This window comes from Nitrospirillum amazonense, from assembly GCF_007828035.1.
GTDB lineage: Bacteria > Pseudomonadota > Alphaproteobacteria > Azospirillales > Azospirillaceae > Nitrospirillum > Nitrospirillum amazonense.
The window spans coordinates 295,749-315,010 of sequence record NZ_VITV01000004.1; the positions used below are offsets into that span (position 1 = coordinate 295,749).

General features: G+C 68.2%; 22 protein-coding genes and 3 tRNA genes. 13 read left to right on the top strand and 12 right to left on the bottom strand.

Annotation, left to right across the window (positions count from 1 at the left end; genetic code table 11):
* The first annotated feature begins 78 nt into the window (after positions 1-78).
* The 3 genes from FBZ87_RS12840 (at position 79) to FBZ87_RS12850 (ending at position 1,798) form a co-directional block, all read left to right on the top strand.
* Positions 79-153: transfer RNA gene (locus FBZ87_RS12840), tRNA-Gly, on the top strand.
* Between the two features lie 99 nt (positions 154-252).
* A tRNA-Gly gene (locus FBZ87_RS12845) sits at positions 253-327 on the top strand.
* Positions 328-559: 232 nt separating this feature from the next.
* Complete coding sequence (locus FBZ87_RS12850) at positions 560-1,798, top strand: MFS transporter (RefSeq protein ID WP_145610712.1); 1,239 nt, start codon at positions 560-562, stop codon at positions 1,796-1,798.
* Between the two features lie 20 nt (positions 1,799-1,818).
* Here FBZ87_RS12850 and FBZ87_RS12855 read toward each other — a convergent pair whose 3' ends face one another.
* A complete protein-coding gene (locus FBZ87_RS12855; RefSeq protein WP_211106937.1) occupies positions 1,819-2,715 on the bottom strand; it encodes a LysR substrate-binding domain-containing protein in 897 nt (298 codons plus the stop codon).
* A gap of 135 nt (positions 2,716-2,850) precedes the next feature.
* Between FBZ87_RS12855 and FBZ87_RS12860 the strand changes: the two genes are divergently transcribed.
* Both FBZ87_RS12860 and FBZ87_RS12865 read left to right on the top strand, forming a co-directional pair.
* On the top strand, positions 2,851-3,240 hold the full coding sequence (locus tag FBZ87_RS12860) for a tautomerase family protein (protein WP_145610714.1): 390 nt from the start codon (positions 2,851-2,853) through the stop codon (positions 3,238-3,240).
* Positions 3,241-3,264: 24 nt separating this feature from the next.
* Positions 3,265-3,666 (top strand): hypothetical protein, encoded by a 402-nt coding sequence (locus tag FBZ87_RS12865; RefSeq protein WP_145610715.1) that lies wholly within the window; start codon positions 3,265-3,267, stop codon positions 3,664-3,666.
* Here FBZ87_RS12865 and FBZ87_RS12870 read toward each other — a convergent pair.
* On the bottom strand, positions 3,657-4,475 hold the full coding sequence (locus tag FBZ87_RS12870) for an SDR family NAD(P)-dependent oxidoreductase (protein ID WP_145610716.1): 819 nt from the start codon (positions 4,473-4,475) through the stop codon (positions 3,657-3,659). The two genes, FBZ87_RS12865 and FBZ87_RS12870, sit on opposite strands and share 10 nt — an antisense overlap.
* Before the next feature lie 110 nt (positions 4,476-4,585).
* On the opposite strand from FBZ87_RS12870, the gene FBZ87_RS12875 reads away from it, so the two are divergent.
* The gene (locus FBZ87_RS12875; protein WP_145610717.1) at positions 4,586-5,224 is read left to right on the top strand and encodes a TetR/AcrR family transcriptional regulator; all 639 of its coding nucleotides are present in this window, start codon (positions 4,586-4,588) and stop codon (positions 5,222-5,224) included.
* Positions 5,225-5,230: 6 nt separating this feature from the next.
* On the opposite strand, the gene FBZ87_RS12880 is transcribed toward FBZ87_RS12875, so the two are convergent.
* From FBZ87_RS12880 to FBZ87_RS12890, 3 genes are all read right to left on the bottom strand, one after another.
* Positions 5,231-6,229, bottom strand: a complete 999-nt coding sequence (locus tag FBZ87_RS12880; RefSeq protein ID WP_145610718.1) for a transporter — start codon at positions 6,227-6,229, stop codon at positions 5,231-5,233.
* Between the two features lie 167 nt (positions 6,230-6,396).
* Positions 6,397-6,816 (bottom strand): CopD family protein, encoded by a 420-nt coding sequence (locus FBZ87_RS12885; protein ID WP_145610719.1) that lies wholly within the window; start codon positions 6,814-6,816, stop codon positions 6,397-6,399.
* A 132-nt stretch (positions 6,817-6,948) separates the two neighbouring features.
* Positions 6,949-7,704: an SDR family oxidoreductase gene (locus tag FBZ87_RS12890; RefSeq protein WP_145610720.1), complete on the bottom strand. Its 756-nt coding sequence runs from the start codon at positions 7,702-7,704 to the stop codon at positions 6,949-6,951.
* A 139-nt stretch (positions 7,705-7,843) separates the two neighbouring features.
* Between FBZ87_RS12890 and FBZ87_RS12895 the strand changes: the two genes are divergently transcribed.
* The 3 genes from FBZ87_RS12895 to FBZ87_RS12905 all read left to right on the top strand — a co-directional run bounded on the left by FBZ87_RS12895 (position 7,844) and on the right by FBZ87_RS12905 (position 10,420).
* On the top strand, positions 7,844-8,761 hold the full coding sequence (locus FBZ87_RS12895) for a LysR family transcriptional regulator (RefSeq protein ID WP_145610721.1): 918 nt from the start codon (positions 7,844-7,846) through the stop codon (positions 8,759-8,761).
* A gap of 122 nt (positions 8,762-8,883) precedes the next feature.
* Positions 8,884-9,438, top strand: a complete 555-nt coding sequence (locus FBZ87_RS12900) for a flavin reductase family protein (RefSeq protein WP_145610722.1) — start codon at positions 8,884-8,886, stop codon at positions 9,436-9,438.
* 85 nt (positions 9,439-9,523) lie between these two features.
* Positions 9,524-10,420, top strand: coding sequence for a DMT family transporter (locus tag FBZ87_RS12905; RefSeq protein ID WP_145610723.1), 897 nt, complete (start codon positions 9,524-9,526; stop codon positions 10,418-10,420).
* Between the two features lie 6 nt (positions 10,421-10,426).
* Here the strand turns inward: FBZ87_RS12905 and FBZ87_RS12910 are convergent, their stop codons facing one another.
* Positions 10,427-11,296 carry an NAD(P)-dependent oxidoreductase gene (locus FBZ87_RS12910; RefSeq protein ID WP_145610724.1) on the bottom strand — a complete coding sequence of 290 codons (870 nt, stop codon included), beginning with the start codon at positions 11,294-11,296 and terminating at the stop codon, positions 10,427-10,429.
* A 26-nt stretch (positions 11,297-11,322) separates the two neighbouring features.
* Positions 11,323-12,021, bottom strand: a complete 699-nt coding sequence (locus FBZ87_RS12915; RefSeq protein ID WP_145610725.1) for an SDR family NAD(P)-dependent oxidoreductase — start codon at positions 12,019-12,021, stop codon at positions 11,323-11,325.
* A 265-nt stretch (positions 12,022-12,286) separates the two neighbouring features.
* On the opposite strand from FBZ87_RS12915, the gene FBZ87_RS12920 reads away from it, so the two are divergent.
* Entirely contained in the window at positions 12,287-12,643 is a 357-nt protein-coding gene (locus FBZ87_RS12920) for a GIY-YIG nuclease family protein (RefSeq protein ID WP_246134382.1), read from the top strand.
* 171 nt (positions 12,644-12,814) lie between these two features.
* Here the strand turns inward: FBZ87_RS12920 and FBZ87_RS12925 are convergent, their stop codons facing one another.
* Both FBZ87_RS12925 and FBZ87_RS12930 read right to left on the bottom strand, forming a co-directional pair.
* Positions 12,815-13,522, bottom strand: coding sequence for a glutathione S-transferase N-terminal domain-containing protein (locus FBZ87_RS12925; RefSeq protein ID WP_088870631.1), 708 nt, complete (start codon positions 13,520-13,522; stop codon positions 12,815-12,817).
* A gap of 164 nt (positions 13,523-13,686) precedes the next feature.
* A complete protein-coding gene (locus FBZ87_RS12930) occupies positions 13,687-16,155 on the bottom strand; it encodes a glycoside hydrolase family 31 protein (protein ID WP_145610726.1) in 2,469 nt (822 codons plus the stop codon).
* 249 nt (positions 16,156-16,404) lie between these two features.
* On the opposite strand from FBZ87_RS12930, the gene FBZ87_RS12935 reads away from it, so the two are divergent.
* Positions 16,405-17,256: a pirin family protein gene (locus tag FBZ87_RS12935; RefSeq protein WP_145610727.1), complete on the top strand. Its 852-nt coding sequence runs from the start codon at positions 16,405-16,407 to the stop codon at positions 17,254-17,256.
* 45 nt (positions 17,257-17,301) lie between these two features.
* On the opposite strand, the gene FBZ87_RS12940 is transcribed toward FBZ87_RS12935, so the two are convergent.
* Together FBZ87_RS12940 and FBZ87_RS12945 are read right to left on the bottom strand one after the other, a co-directional pair.
* On the bottom strand, positions 17,302-17,508 hold the full coding sequence (locus tag FBZ87_RS12940; protein WP_145610728.1) for a helix-turn-helix transcriptional regulator: 207 nt from the start codon (positions 17,506-17,508) through the stop codon (positions 17,302-17,304).
* Positions 17,508-17,903 (bottom strand): hypothetical protein, encoded by a 396-nt coding sequence (locus tag FBZ87_RS12945; protein WP_145610729.1) that lies wholly within the window; start codon positions 17,901-17,903, stop codon positions 17,508-17,510. The genes FBZ87_RS12940 and FBZ87_RS12945 overlap by 1 nt, the downstream gene beginning before the upstream one ends.
* A 350-nt stretch (positions 17,904-18,253) precedes the next feature.
* Here FBZ87_RS12945 and FBZ87_RS12950 point away from each other — a divergent pair, with 350 nt between their 5' ends.
* Complete coding sequence (locus FBZ87_RS12950; protein ID WP_145610730.1) at positions 18,254-18,724, top strand: hypothetical protein; 471 nt, start codon at positions 18,254-18,256, stop codon at positions 18,722-18,724.
* Positions 18,725-18,800: 76 nt separating this feature from the next.
* A tRNA-Arg gene (locus tag FBZ87_RS12955) sits at positions 18,801-18,877 on the top strand.
* A 76-nt stretch (positions 18,878-18,953) separates the two neighbouring features.
* Here the strand turns inward: FBZ87_RS12955 and FBZ87_RS12960 are convergent.
* Positions 18,954-19,220: a MafI family immunity protein gene (locus tag FBZ87_RS12960; RefSeq protein WP_145610731.1), complete on the bottom strand. Its 267-nt coding sequence runs from the start codon at positions 19,218-19,220 to the stop codon at positions 18,954-18,956.
* Between the last annotated feature and the right edge of the window lie 42 nt (positions 19,221-19,262).

Below are 19,262 nucleotides of genomic sequence, written 5' to 3' on the forward strand. Positions count from 1 at the left end.
ATCCGCACCTGCATATTATCCGCGCTCACCGCCGGGGGGCACCGATCGCAGGGTCGGCGCCAGACGTCGGGATGGAGTGCGGGCGTAGCTCAGGGGTAGAGCACAACCTTGCCAAGGTTGGGGTCGAGGGTTCGAATCCCTTCGCCCGCTCCAGTCTTCCTCAGGGAAGAACAAGCGAGAAAAGGCCGGGCCGGCTGGTTCGGCCTTTCGCTTTTAGGTGAGCCTTCGACGTGAAGGCGGAGAGTCGGGTATGCGGGCGTAGCTCAGGGGTAGAGCACAACCTTGCCAAGGTTGGGGTCGAGGGTTCGAATCCCTTCGCCCGCTCCAGTCTCTCCAGAACACGGCAAAGACCGCAAAAGCATCAAAGGCGCCCCCCCGGGCGCCTTTTGCGTTTCCGGCGTCACCTTTCCTCCCCCTCTCTGCATCGATGTGCCGGCGCCGGCGAAAGCCGCTGGCAGGCGGGGCCCTCTCCTGCTTTCCTGAGGCCTGGGCATTGGCGGGGCTTTGGGGGCCTGGGGGAGCGATGGCGGCGTGGGGGCGGTCACGGGTGGGATGGTCAATGGGCGGCAGATCGCTGGGCCCTCAGTTCAATTGGCTATGGACGGCCTACGCCGTCAGCGTCGCGGGCACCTGGCTGGCCTGGGGCGGCTTTCCCCTGATCGCGGTCACGGTGTTGCACTGCGGCCCCGCCGCCGTGTCCCTGATGATGGCGGGGGGCCTGGCCGCGGGGGCGGTCGCCGCCATTCCCATGGGGCCCTGGGCCGAGTTCCGAGCCAAGCGGGGCGTGCTGATCACCATGGACCTGGTCCGCTTCGCCGCCATGATCACCGTTCCCATCGCCTATCCGCTGGGCTGGCTGAGTTATGCCCAGTTGCTGGTCGTCTCCATCATCGTCGCCACCGCCAACATCACCTTCACGGCGGCCAGCGGCGCCTACATCAAGGCGCTGGTCCCCCGCGAGGACCTGATCACCGCCAACGCCGTGCTGGAATCCACCAGCTGGGTCGCGACCATCGCCGGGCCTCCCCTGGGCGGGATGGCCATCGGGCTGATGGGTCCCGTGGCGACCATCCTGGTCGACGCTGTCAGCTATCTGCTCTCGGCCCTGGGCATCGGCATGATCGAGGGGCGGGAGCAGCCGCCGACGCGGCCCGCCGGTCCCAGCCGGCGGCTGGCTGAATTGCTGGACGGCTGGCGTTTCATCCTGGCGCACCCAACGCTGTGGCGGCTGTTCCTCAACACCGTGTTGGTGAACGCCATGATCATGGTCAGTGCGCCGCTGATGGCCTTCCTGATGCTGGGGCCGCTGGCCTACACGCCCTGGCAGTATGGCCTGGCCTTCGGCCTGCCCTGCGTCGGCGGCCTGATCGGGTCGCGCCTGGCGCGGCCGCTGGCGGCGCGCCTGGGCCAGCGCACCACCATTCTGGTGACGGGGACCCTGCGGGCCGGGTGGTCGCTGGGCCTGGCCTTCATCGGCCCCGGTACGCCCGGCCTGGTCCTGGTCATCGCCGTACAGTTCGGGCTGGTGCTGTGCTGCGGCGCCTTCAACCCGGTCATGGCCTCGTTCCGCCTGGAACAGCTGGCCGCCGACCGCGTCGCCCGCACCCTGTCCGCCTGGTCGGTCACCAACAGCCTGACCACAGCGGCGCTGATCGCCCTGTGGGGCCTGCTGGCCGACATGACCAGCCCCCGCATCGCCATAGCCATCGCCGGCATCCTCATGCTGGCGACACCCATCCTGCTGCCCTGGCGCCAGATGCGACCGGCCGCCAGCCTGGCCCCAGGCCTGCCGTCCTGACCCCGTGGCGGGGACGGCGGTCAGCCGTCCGCCGGCAGCCCCAGTTCATCCCGGATGGTGTCCAGCAGGATACCGGCCAGACGGGCGGCGGCGGGGGACGGATCCGCCTCCGTCCGGTGGAGGGCCAGGGGCACGCGCGGCAGGGGCGGCAAGCCGGTGGCGGCGGGGTCCAGCACCGACAAGGTGCGGGGCATAGTGACAGTGGTGCGCACCGTCAGGCCCAGCCCCCCCTCCGCCGCCGCCCACAGCCCGGACAGGCTGGGGCTGGTGAAGGCCAGGCGCCAGGGCAGGCCGGCACCATCCAGCGCCGCCACCGCGGCGGAACGGAAGGCGCAAGGGGCCGGCAGCACGGCCAGCGGCAGAGGCTCCCCCGCCAAGGCCGCCATGCCGGGCCAGTCAGGCCGCCCGATCCAGGCGATGGGCAGGTCGGCCACCTGCCGGGCATAGGGCGTGCCCCGGCCGTCACCCCAGATGAGCGCCAGGTCAAGTTCGCCCTTCACCGTTTTTTCCGTCAGGGGGGTGCTGCGGTCCACCTGCACCTCCACCCGCACCTTGGGATGCGCCCGGTTGAAACGGTTCAGCACACCGGGCAGCCAGGTCTCGGCGAAGTCCTGCGGTAGGCCCAGGCGCACCCAGCCCGCGACCTCGGCCCCCCGGATGCCGTCCACCGCCTCGTCGTTCAAGTCCAGAAGGCGCTTGGCGTAGCTCAGCAGGCTTTCGCCGGCGGGGGTCAGCGCCAGGCCGCGCCCGGATTTCTGCACCAGGGGCCGGCCGATCTGATCCTCCAGCTTGCGCAACTGGGTGCTGATGGCGGATTGCGACCGGCCCAGCCGTTCCGCCGCGCGGGCGAAGCTGCCCAGCTCGAAGCCAGTCACGAAGGTCCGCAGCACATCCATGTCGAGGTTGACGCGCGCCATCAACGCCGAGCTCCGATAGTTCGATTCTGTGGATGTATCGGTTCATAAGTTTCAAATTTTCGGAATTATTCTGCGCTCTTACCTTCAAGGTCGTCAAGCGGGTCCGCCCGCCCTTTTCGAAGAACGGAGCGTATCATGCCCCTCGTCCGCATCTCCCTGATCAAGGGCAAACCGGCCGCCCATATCCGCGCGATCGCTGACGGCGTCCACCAGGCCTTGACCGAGACCTTCGGCGTGCCAGCCGACGACCGCTTCCAGCTGATCGACCAGCATGAGCGGGACACCTTCCTCTACGACGCCGATTACCTGGGCGTGCGCCGCACCGACGACCTGGTGATCATCACCATCCTGGCCAGCAACCGGCGCGACACCGCGCAGAAGCAGGCTCTGTACCGCGCCATCGCCGAAAATCTGACCCGCGCCCCCGGTCTGCGACCGGAGGACGTGATGGTGGTGCTGGCGCCCAACCAGCGGGACGACTGGTCCTTCGGCAACGGCCTCGCCTCTTACGTCAACCCCACCTGAACCCTTACATGCAGGAGAACCATCATGAACGCCCTCGCCCATGACAGCCTGGCCCGCGAGGCCTATGCCCGCAGCCCCCTGGCCAATTCCCCCTTCGCCCGCCTGGGGCCGCTGGTCCCGCCCCTGTCGTCCATCGCCGGCGGCCTGGCCCTGGTGGCCTTGCGCCATAATCCGCACGGCGCGGGCGGTGTGGAAATGGCCGCCTGTGCCATCGCCGCCCTGGCCGGGCTGGCGGCCACCCGCCAGCGGCTGAGGGGGGCCGGCCTGTTGCTGGCGGCCCTGGCCCTGCTGCTGGCGGCGGCCGCGGCGCTGGTGGGCATGGCGCTGGACGGCGCCGCCTTCCTGCCCGCGGGCGCCAGCGCCCTGGCCGCCCTAGCGCTCGGGTCGTTGGCGGCCGGGGCCGGTCTGGGGGCAGGTCAGCGCTGACCTTGGGCCGCGGCCGAGACCTCCGCCCATTCCTCCCACGCCGCCAGGCGGCGGGCATAGACTTGGCGGATCAGGGGCAACGGCCCCGTGCCCAGCAGCAGGCGCAGGGGCGGGGTCTCGGCATCCACCACCTTCAGGATGGCATCCGCGGTGGCCTGGGGATTTCCGGACATCTCCGGCTTGAAATTGGCCATCACGGCCGCGCGCACGCCGTCATAATCGGGCATCGCCGGCGCGAAGGCGATGGAGGCGCGGAAATCGGTGGCGAAGCTGCCGGGCTCGATGATGGTCACCTTGATGCCGAAGCCCGCGACCTCTCCGGCCAGGGCCTCGCTCAACGCCTCCACCGCATGCTTGGTGGCGGTGTAGACGCCGGCGGTGGGGAAGCTGACCACGCCGCCGATGCTGGACACCGTCAGGATATGGCCATGCCCCTGGGCCCGCAGCAACGGCACGGCCGCCTGGATGACGGACAGCGTGCCGAAGACGTTGGTGTCGAAATTGGCGCGCGCCGCCTCCGCCGTCATCTCCTCCACAGCACCCATGCAGCCATAGCCGGCGTTGCTGAGCACCACGTCCAGCCCGCCGAAATGCGCGTGCGCCCGCGCCACCGCCCGGAACACGCCGTCGCGGTCGGTGACATCCAGGGCCAGGGGTGCCAGCCGGTCGCCATGCTCGGTGGCCAGGTCGGCCAAGGCCGCGATGTCGCGCGCGGTGGCGGCCACCCGGTCGCCCCGCCGCAGCGCCGCCTCCGCCCAGATACGGCCGAAGCCGCGGTTGGCACCGGTGATGAACCAGGTCTTCGTCATCTGCCTCTCCAATAAATTTACACCGTGCGCGAATTCGCACTGAGTGCGATATCAAATATCGCACCGGGTGCGATATTTCAAGAGAAGGCCATTCATGCGATAAGGGGCCCATGGATACCGCCCCCCCATCACCCGCGACGCCGGGCAAGACCGAAGGCCTGCGCGACCGCAAGCGCCGGGAGACGATGCAGCGCATCGCCGAGACCGGCCTGAGGCTGTTCATGGAAAATGGGTTCGAGGCGACGACCCTGGACGCCATCGCCGCCGCCGCCGGCATCGCCCGGCGCACCTTCTTCTATTATTTCAAGTCCAAGGAGGACGTACTGCTGGCCTGGCAAGGCAGCGGTTTCGTGGAGGCCATCGGCCCGGCCCTGCTGCAGGAACCAACGGACCAGTCTCCCTTGGCCGCGGCGCGGCACTGCCTGCTGACCTTGACCGCCCGCTTCGAAACCAAGGCGTCCATCGCCGCCGACACCCTGCTGCGCTCTACCGAGACGCTGCGCGCCCGTAAGCTGGCCAAGATGGTGGATATGGAACGCGACCTGGCCCAGGTGATGGCGGAACGATGGCCCGACCGCGCGGCGGAGGAACTGCGGGTTGCGGCCATGCTGGCGATCGGCGCCCTGCGCCTGGCGCAGGAGGAGTGGCGTCTGGACCACGCGGCCCATCCAGACACAGCCCGCCCCCTGGCCGAGCACCTGAAGGCCACGTTCGCCCTGTTGGACCGGCAGGTGCCGTCCACGGCCTAGGATCGCCTAGAACAGCCGGCGCCAGTGCAGCACCACCAGGGACACCAGGATGGTGAAGACCATGACGCCGCAGACCCACATGAAGCCGGCGTCGTGGCCGCTCCACGGCAGGCCGCCCACGTTCATGCCGAAGATGCCGGTGATCAGGTTCACAGGCAGCAGGATGGTGGTGACGATGGACAGGATATAGAGGTTGCGGTTGGTGGCCTCGCTGAAGCGGTTGGACAGCTCGTCCTGCAGCAGGCGGGCGCGTTCCTGCACCAGATCGAGATCCTGGCCGACGCCGTCCAGCCGGTCGATGCCCTGGCGCAGGCGGGCCTGATCCTCCCCCCCGCACCAGCCGGGCAGGCGGCCCAGCGCCACGTTCAGCGCCGTGCGCTGCGGGCCGATGTGGCGGCGCAAGCGGGCGGAGGTGCGGCGGATGCGCCCCAGCTTCTCCCCCTCATCCTCCAGCCGGTCGGCCAGCAGGGCGTCCTCCACATCATCGACATCGTTGGCCAGCTCACTGACCTCCGCCGCCACCGTGTCGGTTAGGTGGAACATGAGGTGGGCGATCAGGTCGACGGCGCTGGTGGGCGCCAGGCCTTGGCTGATGGCGCGGCGCAGCTGGTCCACCGCCATCAGCGGCTGGCGCCGGGCGGTGATGACCAGGTGGGAATCCATATACAGGCGCAACTGGCCCAGGCCGCCGGCAGGGTCATCGAAGCGGTGGTGCAGGTCGGCCAGAACGCCGGTGAGGCCGTCGCCCACCGGTTCCAGGCGGAAATGACTGTCCTGGCCCAGCAGCGCCTGGCGGGCGCCCCGCGGCAGGGTGGGCATGGCCTCGATCCACTGCCGCGCCCGCACGTCCACCAGGTTGAAATGCAGCCAGAGCAGGCCGCCGGGTTCCGCCATGGCGTCGTTGATGCCGGGCCAGGGGACTGGCGCCACCGTTCCGTTGCGGATCAGGAATCCGCAGATCAGTCCGTGTTCCTCGCTGATGTCCGACGCCGCGCGCGTGCCCATGGCCCCTCCGCCTATCGGGGCGGCCCCAACGCCGCCGCCCCTTCCCTGTGATGCCGGGCGGAAACGGCCAACGTCAATGCCTTGGAATCTTACGACTTTGTGACAGGACCGCCCCAGGCCCTGCGACGCGATGGCGTGCGTCGCTTTGCCGCAAGAAAGCGCGACGATCAGAAGGGCTTGCCGATCACCAGGACCAGGATGCCCACCACCGCCAGCACGATCAGGGCGGGCATGAAACGGCCCAGGGCGGTGCGGCGGCGCCCCTCCCCGGCCGCCAGGCGGCGCAGGGCGCCGGCCTGGGCGCCGTGCAGGCCCGACAGCGCCGTGACCAGCGCCAGCTTGGCCCACAGCCAGCCGGCGGAGGGCAGCCAGCCGCCCTGGACCGCCAGGGTCAGGCCCAGGCCCCAAACCAGCAGGATGGCCGGTCCCGTCACCCAACGATGCCAGGCCCGCGCCGCGCGCCAGAAGGCGGGCGACAGGGCATCGGCGCTGGGCACGAAGGCCAGCAGCAGGGCCGCCGCCAGCAGGCCCGCCACGAAGGTGACGGCCGCGGCGGCGTGCAGCGATTCCAGCCAGAGGTAGGGCATGGGTCCGGGTTCCCGATCTTAAGTCCGCCCCCTTGATACACCAGCCGCCAGCCTGCCGGATGGGGCCAATTTGACCAAGCGGAACGGCCCCGGATCGCTCCGGGGCCGCCAACCGCATCATCTTGCGACGTCTTAAACCTGGGCCAGGCCGCCGTCGGCGAACAGTTCGGCGCCGGCGACAAAGCTGCTGTCGCTGGAGGCCAGGAACAGGGCGGCCTTGGCGATCTCCTCCACCTCGCCCACGCGGCCCAGGGGCACCTGGCTGGCCATGTAATCCAGCAGGCCCTGCTGCTGGGCGGCGTCCGGGCCGGCCAGTTCCACCAGGCCCGGCGTGCGGATGGGGCCGGGGCTCAGCACGTTGACGCGGATGCCGCGTTCCTTCAGGTCCAGGGTCCAGCTGCGGGCCAAGTTGCGCACCGCCGCCTTGCTGGCGCTGTAGACGCTGAAGGCCGGCGTGCCGGTGCTGCCGGCGGTGGAACCGGTCAGGATGACCGAGGCGCCGTCCACCAGCAGGGGCAGGGCCTTCTGCACCGTGAACACCACGGCCTTCACGTTGCGGCCGAAGATGTCGTCGTAGTGTTCCTCGGTGATCTGGCCCAGGGGCAGCATGGTGCCGCCACCGGCGTTGGCGAACAGCACGTCGATGCGGCCGGCCTGGGCCTTCACCTGTTCATAGAGGCGGTTCAGGTCTTCCGCCTTAGCGCTGTCGGCCTGGACGCCGGTGGCGTTGGGGCCGATGGCCGCCACCGCCGCCTGCAGTTCCGGGGCGCGGCGGCCGGTGATGAACACCCGGGCGCCTTCGGCGGCGAAGGCCTTGGCGGTGGCGAGGCCGATGCCGCTGGTGCCACCGGTGACGACCGCGACCTTGCCTTCGAGTTTGCGAGCCATTTTATCTTTCCTTTCAGTGCCTTGGTTTGTGCCGCCCGTCTCTGTCCGTGGTGGGCGGCGGCTGATGGACAAAAGATGTCGCCAAACCCGAATTTCTAAAATAGAAAGGATTGAAAATTATCGTTGCAGGTTTGATGCGATGACCAAGGTGCCGGATTTTGAAGGCCTCGCCATGTTCGCCAAGGTGGCGGAGGAACGGTCCTACGCCGCCGCCGCCCGGGCCATGGGCGTGTCGGTCGCCACCGTGTCGCGCGGCGTCAGCCGACTGGAGGACAGGCTGGGTGCCCGCCTGTTCAACCGCACCTCGCGCCGCCTGGCCCTGACCGACGTGGGCGCCGCCCTGGCCGCCCGGGCGTCCCAGCTGTATGCCGAGGCCGAGGCGGTGGAGGACGCGGCGCGGGAGCTGTCCAGCCGGCCGCGCGGCACCATCCGCCTGGCCGTGCCCATGTCCTTCGGCGTGCGCTGGGTGGCGCCGCTGTTGCCGGCCTTCCTGCGCGCCTATCCCGAGATCACCGTCGATTTGCACCTGAGCGACGCCACGGTGGACCTGATCGGCGAGGGCTTCGACGCCGCCCTGCGCATCGCCGTGCTGACCGACAGTTCTCTGGTGGCGCGCCAGCTTTGCCCCATCGCCCGGCACATCGTGGCCGCCCCGGCCTACATCGCCCGCTACGGCCGCCCCCGGCATCCGGGCGAACTGGCGGCCCATCACTGCCTAGGCTACGCCTACCGCGCCCGCCAGGACGTCTGGCGCTTGATCAACACCGATGGGGAGGAGGTGGCCGTGACGCCCACCGGCCCCTTGCGCGTCACCAATGGGGAAGCGCTGCTGCCCACCGTGCTGGACGGCCTGGCCATCGCCGAGTTGCCGGAGTTCCTGGCGGCTGAATACCTGGCCGACGGCCGGCTGGTGGATCTGTTGGACGGCTGGTCGATGCCCCTGGGCGGGCTGTACCTGGTGACCCCCACTACCCGCGCCCGCCCCGCCAAGGTGGAGGCGCTGGCGGATTTTTTCATCAAGCACATGGCCCGCCCCGCGTGGCGCCAGCCGCGATAGGAATCCCCGCCTGCCGCCAGCCGCGAAAGGAACCCCCGCGTGGCGCCAGCCGCGAGAGGAACCCAAGCCACTGCCCGGGGTTCACACCCGGGGTTTACAGCGGCAACCGCGGGAGACGAGACATGACCGAGAAAGCGGAGTTTCCAGTGTCCAAGGTGCGCCGCTATCTGGAACCGGGCCCCATCGTGCTGCTGTCCAGCGCCCATCGGGGGCAGCGGGACATCATGGCGTTGGGCTGGCATACGATGATGGAGTTCACGCCGGCATTGGTGGGCTGCGTCATCGCCGCCGGCAACCACAGCTTCGAGCTGGTGCGGAGCAGTGGCGAATGCGTGCTGAACCTGCCCACCGCCGCCATGATCGACACCGTGGTGGGCATCGGCAACACCAGCGGGACGGAGGTCGACAAGTTCGAGCATTTCGGCCTGACGGCAGCCCGGGGGGTGAATGTGGACGCCCCGCTGATTCGCGACTGTCCCGTCAACCTGGAGTGCCGGCTGGCCGACGCCAGCCTGGTGGAGCGCTACAACTTCTTCATTTTCCAGGTGATGAAGGCCCACGCGGTGCCGCAGCCGGAACACCATGAGACCCTGCACTACACCGGCGACGGCGTGTTCATGGTGGCAGGCGGGACCGTCAGCCGCCGCGACCAGTTCCGGCCTGAACTGTTGGACTGATACCTGCCGTCGCAAAGTCGCTCTACAGCCGGGGCGCGTCCGGCATTAGGGTCGCCCTCCCAAGGATGATGACCCGGCACGTTTCATGTCGCCCCGCCTGTACCTGACCTTTCCCTTGCTGGCCGTGCTGATCTGGACCGGCAACAATCTGGTGACCAAGGCGTCGGCCGGGGCCATCCCGCCCAGCGTCATCGCTTTCGACCGCTGGCTGCTGGCCTTCGCGCTGCTGACGCCGTTCTGCCTGCGCGGGGCCTGGGCGCGGCGGTCCGTCATCCGCCAGCACCTTCCCCAGATCGCCATCCTGGGTCTGCTGGGCATGGCCTTGTATCAGGGGTTGGCCTACTACGCCGCGGCCAGTACCAGCGCCACCAACATCGGCATCTTCGTGGCCCTGGTGCCGCTGCTGACGCTTGGCCTCAGCAGTGTCTGGCTGCGGCAGAAGCACGGGCCCCTGGCCCTGGTGGGCGGGGTGGTGTCGCTCGCCGGCATCCTGTTCGTGCTGGGCCAGGGCGATTACGGCCGCCTGCTGTCGCATGGCGTGGGCCGGGGCGACGCCTTCATGCTGGGTGCCTGCGTCGCCTATGCCGGCTATGGTGTCTGCCTGAAGCGCTGGCCCCTGCCGCTGCCGGTATGGACGGCGCTGTACGTCCAGGTGGCGGCGGCGCTGGTCTTCCTGCTGCCGGGTTACCTGCTGGCGCCGCCGGCACCGGTCACGGCGGCCAACGCGGCGCTGGTCCTGTACGCCGGCATTCCGGCCTCCATCGTGGCGCCGGTGTTCTGGATGCAGGGGGTGAAGCACCTGGGACCGGGCCGCACCGCCATCTTCATGAACCTGCTGCCCATCACCACCGCCGTGCTGGCGGCCCTGCTGCTGGGCGAGGTGCTGCACCCCTATCATCTGGTGGGCGGCGGCCTGGTGGTGTTGGGCATCGTGCTGGCGCAACGCCCCACCCGCCCGCGACCGGCCGCCACTCAGCCCTGAACGGCCTCATCCCCCCGTGTAGAGGCGGATGAGGGCGGAGACGTTCTCGGCGCCATGGCCGGCCTCCCGCGCGCGTTCCAGCACCCCCAGTGCAACGTCAGCGACGGGGGTGTCGGCCTTCAGCGCATCCGCTGCCTGCGTGGCATAGCGGAAGTCCTTGGCCATCAGATCCACGGGGAAACGCACGGCGAAGTCCCCGGCCTGCATCAGGCGGGCATAGCCAGCGGCGGCCGGGCTGGCCACCGGCAGGGTGGTCAGGACATCCAGGGCGGCGGCACCGTCGAAGCCGGCCTTGGCGAGGAAACCCATCATCTCCGCCCAGGCGGCCAGCTGGATACCCAGCAGGCCGTTCACCGCCAGCTTCATCGCCGCCCCCCGGCCCACCGGGCCGACGTGGCGGACGGCCGCCGCAAGGGGCGCCAGCACCGGCTGCGCCCGGTCGAAGGCCTCACGCCCGCCCCCAGCCAGGACGATCAGCTTGCCATCCTGCGCCTGGGGCAGGCTGCCCACCACCGGCGCCTCCAGGAAGCCCGCCCCGGTGGCGGTCACCGCCGCCGCCAGCTGGGTGGCCCAGGCGGGGGAGACGGTGCTGCACTCGATGGCGACAGCGTCCTTGCCTAGGCCCCCCAGGGCGCCGGTCGTGTCATCCAGCCACACAGCCCGGGACGCCGTGTCATCGGCCACCATGGTGATGACGAAGTCCGCCCCCGCCGCGGCTGCGCGCGGATTGGCGGCAGCGGTGGCGCCGAGCGCTGTCAGGTCCGCCGTCGCGGCGGGCGAGCGGTTCCACACCGTGACGGCGTGACCCGCCCTGACCAGGTTCGCGGCCATGCGGGCGCCCATGGCGCCCAGGCCCAGGAATGCGACCTTGCTCATGTTTTCAATGCTCCTTGAAGGGCGGCTCACCAGGGAACCGTCGCGCCCGTGTAATCCAGATACTGCAGGCCAGGCTTTCCAGCCTGGGCGGTCACCACATCGACCACGCGGGGAATGCTTTCCGACACATCCAGGCTGGCGGCCGGCCCGCCCATGTCGGTGCGCACCCACCCGGGGGCGATGACCAGCAGGGTACGGCCGTGCGCCGGCTGCCGGGCGGCGTAGGAGCGCATGAGGGTGTTCAGCGCCGCCTTGCTGGCGCGATAGACCTCCCACCCGCCGCTGAGGTTGTTGGCCACGCTGCCCAGGCCGGAGGACATGACGGCGATGGTGCCCTTGGGCGTCACCAGCTGGCCCAGCACCTCGACACAGCGCATGGGCGCCAGGGCGTTGGTCACCTGGATGCGGACGAATTCCTCGGTCGACACCCCGCCGATGGTCTCTTCCGGGTTGTTGGTGACACCGGCGTTGACGAACAGCACGTCGACCCGGCTGCCTTCGAGGCGCCGGCGCAGGGCTGCGATCTGGTCGGCATGGACGATGTCCACCGTTTCCACCGTCAGGCGGCCCTGCGCCTCGCCGGCCAGTTCATGCAGGGGCCCCGGCTCGGCACCGGGACGGACGGTGGCGATAACCTGCCAGCCGCGGGTCAGATACTCCTGGGCCAAGGCCAGGCCCAGGCCACGGGAGGCGCCAACGATGAAGGCGGTGGGGGAAGCGGACATGGGAGGGGACCCTTTCTGCTAGGGGCGCCGGCCGCCCCGGTGCACGCCGGGATCGGGCCATGAGGAAGAGGAGACGCCTGATATGGGGCGGCCCCGGCGAAAGTCAGGGGGCGAAAGTCTCCGGGGGCCTGGGAATAAGCATGCCGCAGCGCGCCCGACGCGCGCGATTGACGATGAGTCATCAGGCGGCTGACCCGTCGTCATAGCCACCAGGCTTGACCTCATTTTACCCGGGTATTATATCTCCCGCCAGGATATCACCCGGGTGAAACAGGATCGCGCCATGCAGAGCCAGGACAGGAAGACGGCCATCGCCGACTACAAGAAGCGAGAGGATGAGCCCGGCATCTACGCCCTGCGCTGCGCCGCCCTGCCGGACACCGTGTGGGTGGGGCCGACGCCGACCCTGGACACCATCCGGAACCGGCTGTGGTTCAGCCTGCGCCACGGCGGCCACACCCACCGGGGCCTGCAAGCCGCCTGGAACACCCACGGGGCCGACGCCTTCACCTTCGAGGTGCTGGAACGGCTGGAGCCGGAGGAAAGCCCCTATCTCGCCCGCGCCCAACTGAAGGACCGCGCCGCCCACTGGCGGGCGGCGCTGAAGGCGGAAGGGATTTGATCCACGCCGCATTTGATCTCAACCGATCAAATGCCCTTCAAACGCCGGGCGCCGATATCCATCGGCTTGGCTTATCCTCGCCTTTCAGTCCGCTAACGCTTCCCAAAAGGCTCCGGCGGCCGCAGTCGCGGCCTACGGCATGAGCGGAAGCTCATGCCGTCAGCTTCCGCCTCACCCTGGCCGCTTCGGGATATCGAGGCCCCGCTGCACCGCCGGACGCGCCAAGCCGCGTTCCAGCCAAGCCGGAACGTTCTTGAGGCTGTCGTAGTCGACCAGCTCACCCGCGCCGTAGAAGCCCACCAGGTTGCGCACCCAGCCCAGGCAGGCGATGTCGGCGATGGTGTACTCCTCGCCCATGATCCAGGGGCGGTCGGCCAAGCGGCCCTCCAGCACGCCCAGCAGGCGCTTGGATTCGTCGGCGTAGCGCTTCAGGGGGCGCTTGTCCTCATAGTCCTTGCCGGCGAATTTGTGGAAGAAGCCCACCTGGCCGAACATGGGACCGATGGCCGCCATCTGGAAAAACACCCATTGCAGGGTCTCATAGCGGGCGGTCGCGCCGGCGGGCAGGAACTTGCCCGTCTTTTCCGCCAGATAGACCAGGATGGCACCGGACTCGAACAGGGCGATGGGCGTGCCCTCCGGCCCGTTGGGGTCGATGATGGCCGGGATCTTGCCGTTGGGGTTCAGCGACAGGAATTCCGGCGTCCAGCTCTCGTTCTGCATGATGTTGACGAGATGCGGCTCGTAGGGCAGCCCGGTCTCCTCCAGCATGATGGAGACCTTCACGCCGTTGGGCGTGGGCAGCCCATAAAGCTGGATGCGGTCGGGATGCTGGGCCGGCCAGCGGCGGGTGATGGGGAAGGCGGACAGGTCAGTCATCGGGGCTTCTCATCAGTCGGCTCAGGATGCGGCATTGAACCGCCAATCGGCCCCCGCTTCAACGCCCCCGCTTCAACGCCCTCGCTTCAACGGCCGCGGTCACAACGCGAAAGAAAAGGGCGGCCACCCGCGACCGCCCTTTCCCATGACCTTGGATGCCGGCCTTACTTGGCCTGGACCACGTCCACCACCTTGGCGTCGGGCTCGCTCCAGCCCTTGGCGCCGGTATGGCCCAGGCTGTGGCTGGCCTCAGACCAGCTGAGTTCGGTGACGTTGCCGCCGCCCTGCTCATAGGCGTAGGTGAAGCCGTCGTCCTGGAACAGGGTGAAGCGGCCATCGGCCCCCGGATAGACCTTCACCTTGGCGATGGTCTGCTTCTGGTGCGTGTTCTCGATGGGGGAGCCCAAGGGCAGGATGGACCCGGCCTTCACGAACACCGGGATGCGGTCGATGGGCGCCGCCACCGTCACCGTCTGGCCGCCGGTGTAGCGCTTGTCCGTCCAGAAGTCGTACCAGTCGCCGCCTGCCGGCAAGTACACCTGCTTGGTCGTCGCCCCCTGCTCCGTCACCGGGGCCACCAGCAGGGCGGGGCCGAACATGTATTCGTCCCGCATGTCGGTGACGGCCGGGTCGTTGGGGAAGTCCAGCGGCAGGGCCCGCAGGAAGGGCGCGCCCGTCTTATAGGTCTTGTAGCCCAGAGAATAGATGTACGGGATCAGCTGGTAGCGCAGCTTGACGTACTTTTCCAAGATGGCCTGGGCGTCGGGCCCATAGGACCAGATCTCGTTGGCCGGGCGGCTGCCGTGGGTGCGCAGCACCGGCAGGAAGGTCGCGTACTGGAACCAGCGGGTGTACAGCTCGGGATAATCGTCATAGCCGCCGACGACGCCGCGCGCCGGCGTCGGGTCAAGCAGCGGCGCCTTGGCGGGCTTATGCTCTTCCGGCAGGTACTGCCAGCCGCCGGTGTCGTTGCTCCAGTAGGTGATGCCGCTGGCGGCGAAGTCCAGGCCCGTGGGCACCTGGCGCTTGAACGCGTCCCAGGTGGGGGTGATGTCGGAGGACCAGACGATGGCGCCGTTGCGCTGCACGCCCAGATAGGCGTCGCGCGACAGGATGACGGTGCGCTTGTCCTTGAAGTCGCGGCGGAAGCCGTCATACAGCGCGCTGGTGTGGAACAGCGGGTAGACGTTGAAGTACTTCGTGCCCGGCCCGATGTGGTAGTAGCTGCCGTTGGGCGGCAGGTCCGGCTCCGTCTCGTCCGACCACAGGCTGTCGAACCCCTGGCTCAGGATGTTGTCGCGGATGGTGTTCCAGTACCACTTGGCGGCGTCGGGGTTGGTGGTGTCGATGTCCGACCCGGCCTTGTCATAGGGCAGGCCGTTGGTGGGAGTGCCGTCGGCCTGGGACAGGAACCAGCCGTTCTTCTTCAACAGATCGTAATAGCGACCGTCGGATGTGAAGCGCGGCCACACGCTGATCATGGTCTCGAACCCCATGTCGTGCAGTTGCTTGTTCATCGCCTTGGGGTTCGGCCACAGCTCCGGCACGAAATCGAACTGGCCCATGATGGTGTAGTAAAACCAGTCCACCACCAGCACGTCGGCCGGGATGTGGCGCTCACGATAGCCCTTGGCGACGTCCAGCACCTCCTGCTGCGAACGGTAGCGCTGCTTGGACTGGATGTAGCCGTAGGCCGACTTGGGCAGCATGGGGGTGGCGCCGGTCAGCTGGCGGTAGCCGGCGTAGATCTCGTCCGGCGTCTTGCCGGAGATGACGAAGAAGGAGACGCGGTCGCCCACCTCGGACGTCCAGCGGGTGACCTCATTGAAGCCCGGCTCGATGGTCGTCTTGGACGGGTTGTCCCACAGCAGGCCGTAGCCGTAGTTGGTGATCATGAAGGGCACGCAGGTGCTCTGCCCGCCCGAGGCGTTGTAGTCGTTCCAGCAGCGCACCACATGGCCGCGATGGTCCAGGAAGCCCTCCTGGTTCTGGCCCAGGCCGTAATAGTGCTCATCCGCCGGCGAGGCGAAGGTGCCGTTCACGGTGTAAAATTGCTCATCCGTGGGCCGGCGGTCGTGCAGCAGCTGGCTGTTGCCATCCTTGAAGTTGGGCACGCCCATGGACCAGCCGGTGAAGTCCAGGATGGTCTTGCCCGCCGCGTCCTTGAACAGGATGTGGGCGCCATTGGTGGTGCCGCCGAAATAACGGCTGATGTCCACGGCGGTCTGCTGCGGCGCCACGGCGTGCGGCGGCGGGTGCCAGCCGACGATGGTGGCCGACATCTGGCCGGACTTCAGCACGGTGTCCCCGCGCTCATCCTGGCCTTGCGTCCAGCCGGCGGTGTTGGTGCCGGGGATGATGCCGTAGCCGGGGCCGGCCAGGGCCGCGTCCTTCTTCAGGCTGAGGGTGACGCGGATGATGTTGGGGCCGTAGGGCTCCAGCACCAGGGTCTGTTCCTGGGTCTTGGTCGACTGGTCCACCACCACGGCGGCGGTAACATCCCTGTCGGCCGCGAGCGCGGGCGCGGTCAGGGCCGAGGCGGCGGCGCCCAGGCCCATGGCCAGTGCCAAGCCCCGGTAAATCAACATGGATTTCGGTGTGGCGCCGCGCGTGGGCTGCCCCTGCGTCTTCATGGTCCGGATTCCCCCTGGAGGATTCTTATAAATCATATGATAGCGGTACCATCGGCCATGCCCAGGCCGGGGTCAACCCGAAACTCCCCGTCCCAGCTCCCGGTCCCGCCGTGGTCCATCGTTCCGGCACAGCAACAGTCCGTGCCGCCGTTATGCCCTATCGCGCGGGCCCGCCACCGCTTAGATGTAGGACGATGACGGGTGCGCCGATGCCGCGCCCCGGTGAGATTTGCCCGGAGGGACCGGCCGATGAGCCCGCTGAAGACTCTGAAACGCCTGCACGCGGCCTATCGCGACGACATCGCGGACCTGACGACGCGCCGCCCCCTGCCCGGGCCCGCCCTGCCGCAGCTGAGCCCCTTCCTGCTCCTGAACCACCATGGGCCGCAGGTCTATCCGCCCAATAACGGCGGCCTGCCCTTCGGCCCTCACCCCCACCGGGGTTTCGAGACGGTGACCTTCATCCTGGAGGGGGAGCTGACGCACGCCGACAGCGCCGGCCATGAAAGCGTTATCAGGGCTGGCGGCGTGCAGTGGATGACGGCCGGGCGCGGCGTGGTGCATTCGGAGCTGTCGCCGGCCGAATTCCGCCGCAAGGGCGGGCCGCTGGAGATATTGCAGCTGTGGGTGAACCTGCCGGCCCGGCTGAAGTTCTCGGACCCCGGCTATACCGGCCTGCAGCGCGACGCCATCCCGGCCCTGCCCACCCCCGACGGGCGCGGCACCGTAAACCTCATCTCCGGGAACTGGGGCGGGATGAGCGGCCCCGTCACCTCACTGACCGGCGTGTTCATGAGCACGGTGACCTTGAGCGCCGGCGGTACCGTGCGCTTTGACGGCGCCGCCGGCCGCAATGTCTTCCTTTACGTCGTGCGCGGCGCGATCAGCGTGGGCGGCGGCACCGCTCCCGCCCACCAGCTGGTGGAACTGAGCCTGGAAGGCGACGCGGTGGAGATCACGGCGCAGGAAGACGCGGTGCTGCTGTTCGGCCATGGCGAGCCCATCGCCGAACCGGTGGTGGCCCATGGCCCCTTCGTCATGAACACCCGGGAAGAGATCATCGCCGCCATCCGCGATTACCAGGCGGGATTGTTCGAGTAATCCCTCAGGCGGCGGCCCCGGTCGGGGCCTATGGCGGCGTGGGACTCATGCCGCCGGGCGGTGGGGATTGGTGAAGATCGCCTCCACCGGCAGGCCGAACAGCGCAGCGATGCGATAAGCCAGGTCCAGCGACGGGTCGTGCTTCTCCGTCTCCAGGGCGTTGACCGCCTGGCGGGACACGCCCAGCCGCTCGCCCAGATCGCTCTGCGTCCAGCCGCGCTCGGCCCGCAGGACCTTCAACGTGTTCCGCATCAGCGCGTACTCCGGATGAAGGGCGAGACGATGCAGAAGGCCACCCAGAAGATGGCGTAGACCATGTAGCCCGGCAGGTGGTCCACCCGCGCGAAGGTTTCCAGGAAGCCCCAGGCGCTGGCGACGATGAAGGCCAGGCAGGCGGCGATGATGAAGCGCCGGGCCAGCAGTGCCCGCATGAACTCATCCACCTGGGTCATGAGCCTTAGCGTCGCCCACAGCTGCACCGCGATGCAGCCCACCGGCACCAGGATCGCCGCCCACAGCAAGGGCCCGTCCAGCTGCGATTGGCCCCAGCTGATGGCCTTGATGGACAGGACGTAGAGGACCGCGGTGGCGATCGAGGTGAAAATGTAGCGCCGCGAGGCGGGAGGGAAGAGAACGGCGACGGACATGATGTCATGATCTCCTGACGTTTTGTCAGGTAAACATGACTCCATTTTTATGTCAGGTCAACCTGACTTTTGACTCCTCAGAATCTACTACGCGCCTTCCCCCGAGTCGCGCCCCGGCACATCCGGCATAGGGGTGCGCATCCCCGCCTTTCGGATAGGGTCGCCCGATAAGAAAGCCTTAAGGAAACCGCCTTAATATCCCGCATACCAGGTGGGACAAGACTCAGGCCTTCCCTTAGGACGGCCGTGCTAGACTAAATAACCCGCCCGGTTTTGAACCGTGAACCGTTGCCGTCCCAGTATTCACTTTGATCCCAGCACTAGCGCTGGCCACAGGAACTCGCCCCGGAATGACCCGCGACGATGAACGCCTGCCCCGTGACCGCCGCCGCGGCGCCATGCTGCGTGGCGTGCTGGCCGGCGCCTTCCTGGCGCTGGCGGCCGCCACGGCGCTGCCGCAGGCGGCCTGGGCCGGCGAAGGCGGCGGTCAGAAGTCGGAAGATCCGGAGGTCCTGCGCAAGATCAAGATGAGCCCCATGCTGCTGCCGGGGAAGGACCGCTTCTCCTACGTCCGGCTGCAGGTGATGCTGGTCGTGCGCATGAGCAAGCATCTGAATGAGGACGTCGACCTGGTCACCAACCTCAAGCCCCGCATCAATGGCGAGCTGACCGAGGCCCTGACCGTCGACCACCTGACCCATAACCGCCTGAACACCGCCGACGTCCAGGCCCTGAAGGGCCGCATCATGGAAGTGGCCAACGAGGCCGTGGGCAAGCCCCTGGTGGACGAGGTCCTGATCGTCAGCCTGCTGGTCGGCTGATTGAATTCCGGACGCCCGAGCCTTGCGCGCCCCGGGGCTGTGCAAGCCGCCCAAACCTGCTATAACCCGCCCCGGCGTCTCCGTAGCTCAGCAGGATAGAGCACAGGATTCCTAATCCTGGGGCCGTGGGTTCGAATCCCGCCGGGGACACCATTCCCCCGCCCTCATAAATCTGTGCCCAGGCGAATGCCCGCCACCGTGATGGCGCACCCAGTGCTCGCCCTTGTCATTACTTGAGGGGAGCAAGCACCGAAGGTGGCAGCGCCATCAGTGATGCGAGATGCGCCATTTCCTGACGCTGTTCTTGGTTTAACAGCAGTTCCATATCCGAGATCGTTTCTATCAACTCTTCGAAGGCGATACCGAATTCGTTGTGGTCGATATAGTCCCGCATGGATTCTCGCTTAATGTCAGGTAGACCGGCGATCGACATCACCAAGGAACCCAGGTGTTCCTCCAGGATTTCCCACAGCGCTAAAAAGTCCGTCGTCGCCATCCATCCTCCCCCGCCTACAAAAAGGGGCAGAGACTTCTCCCC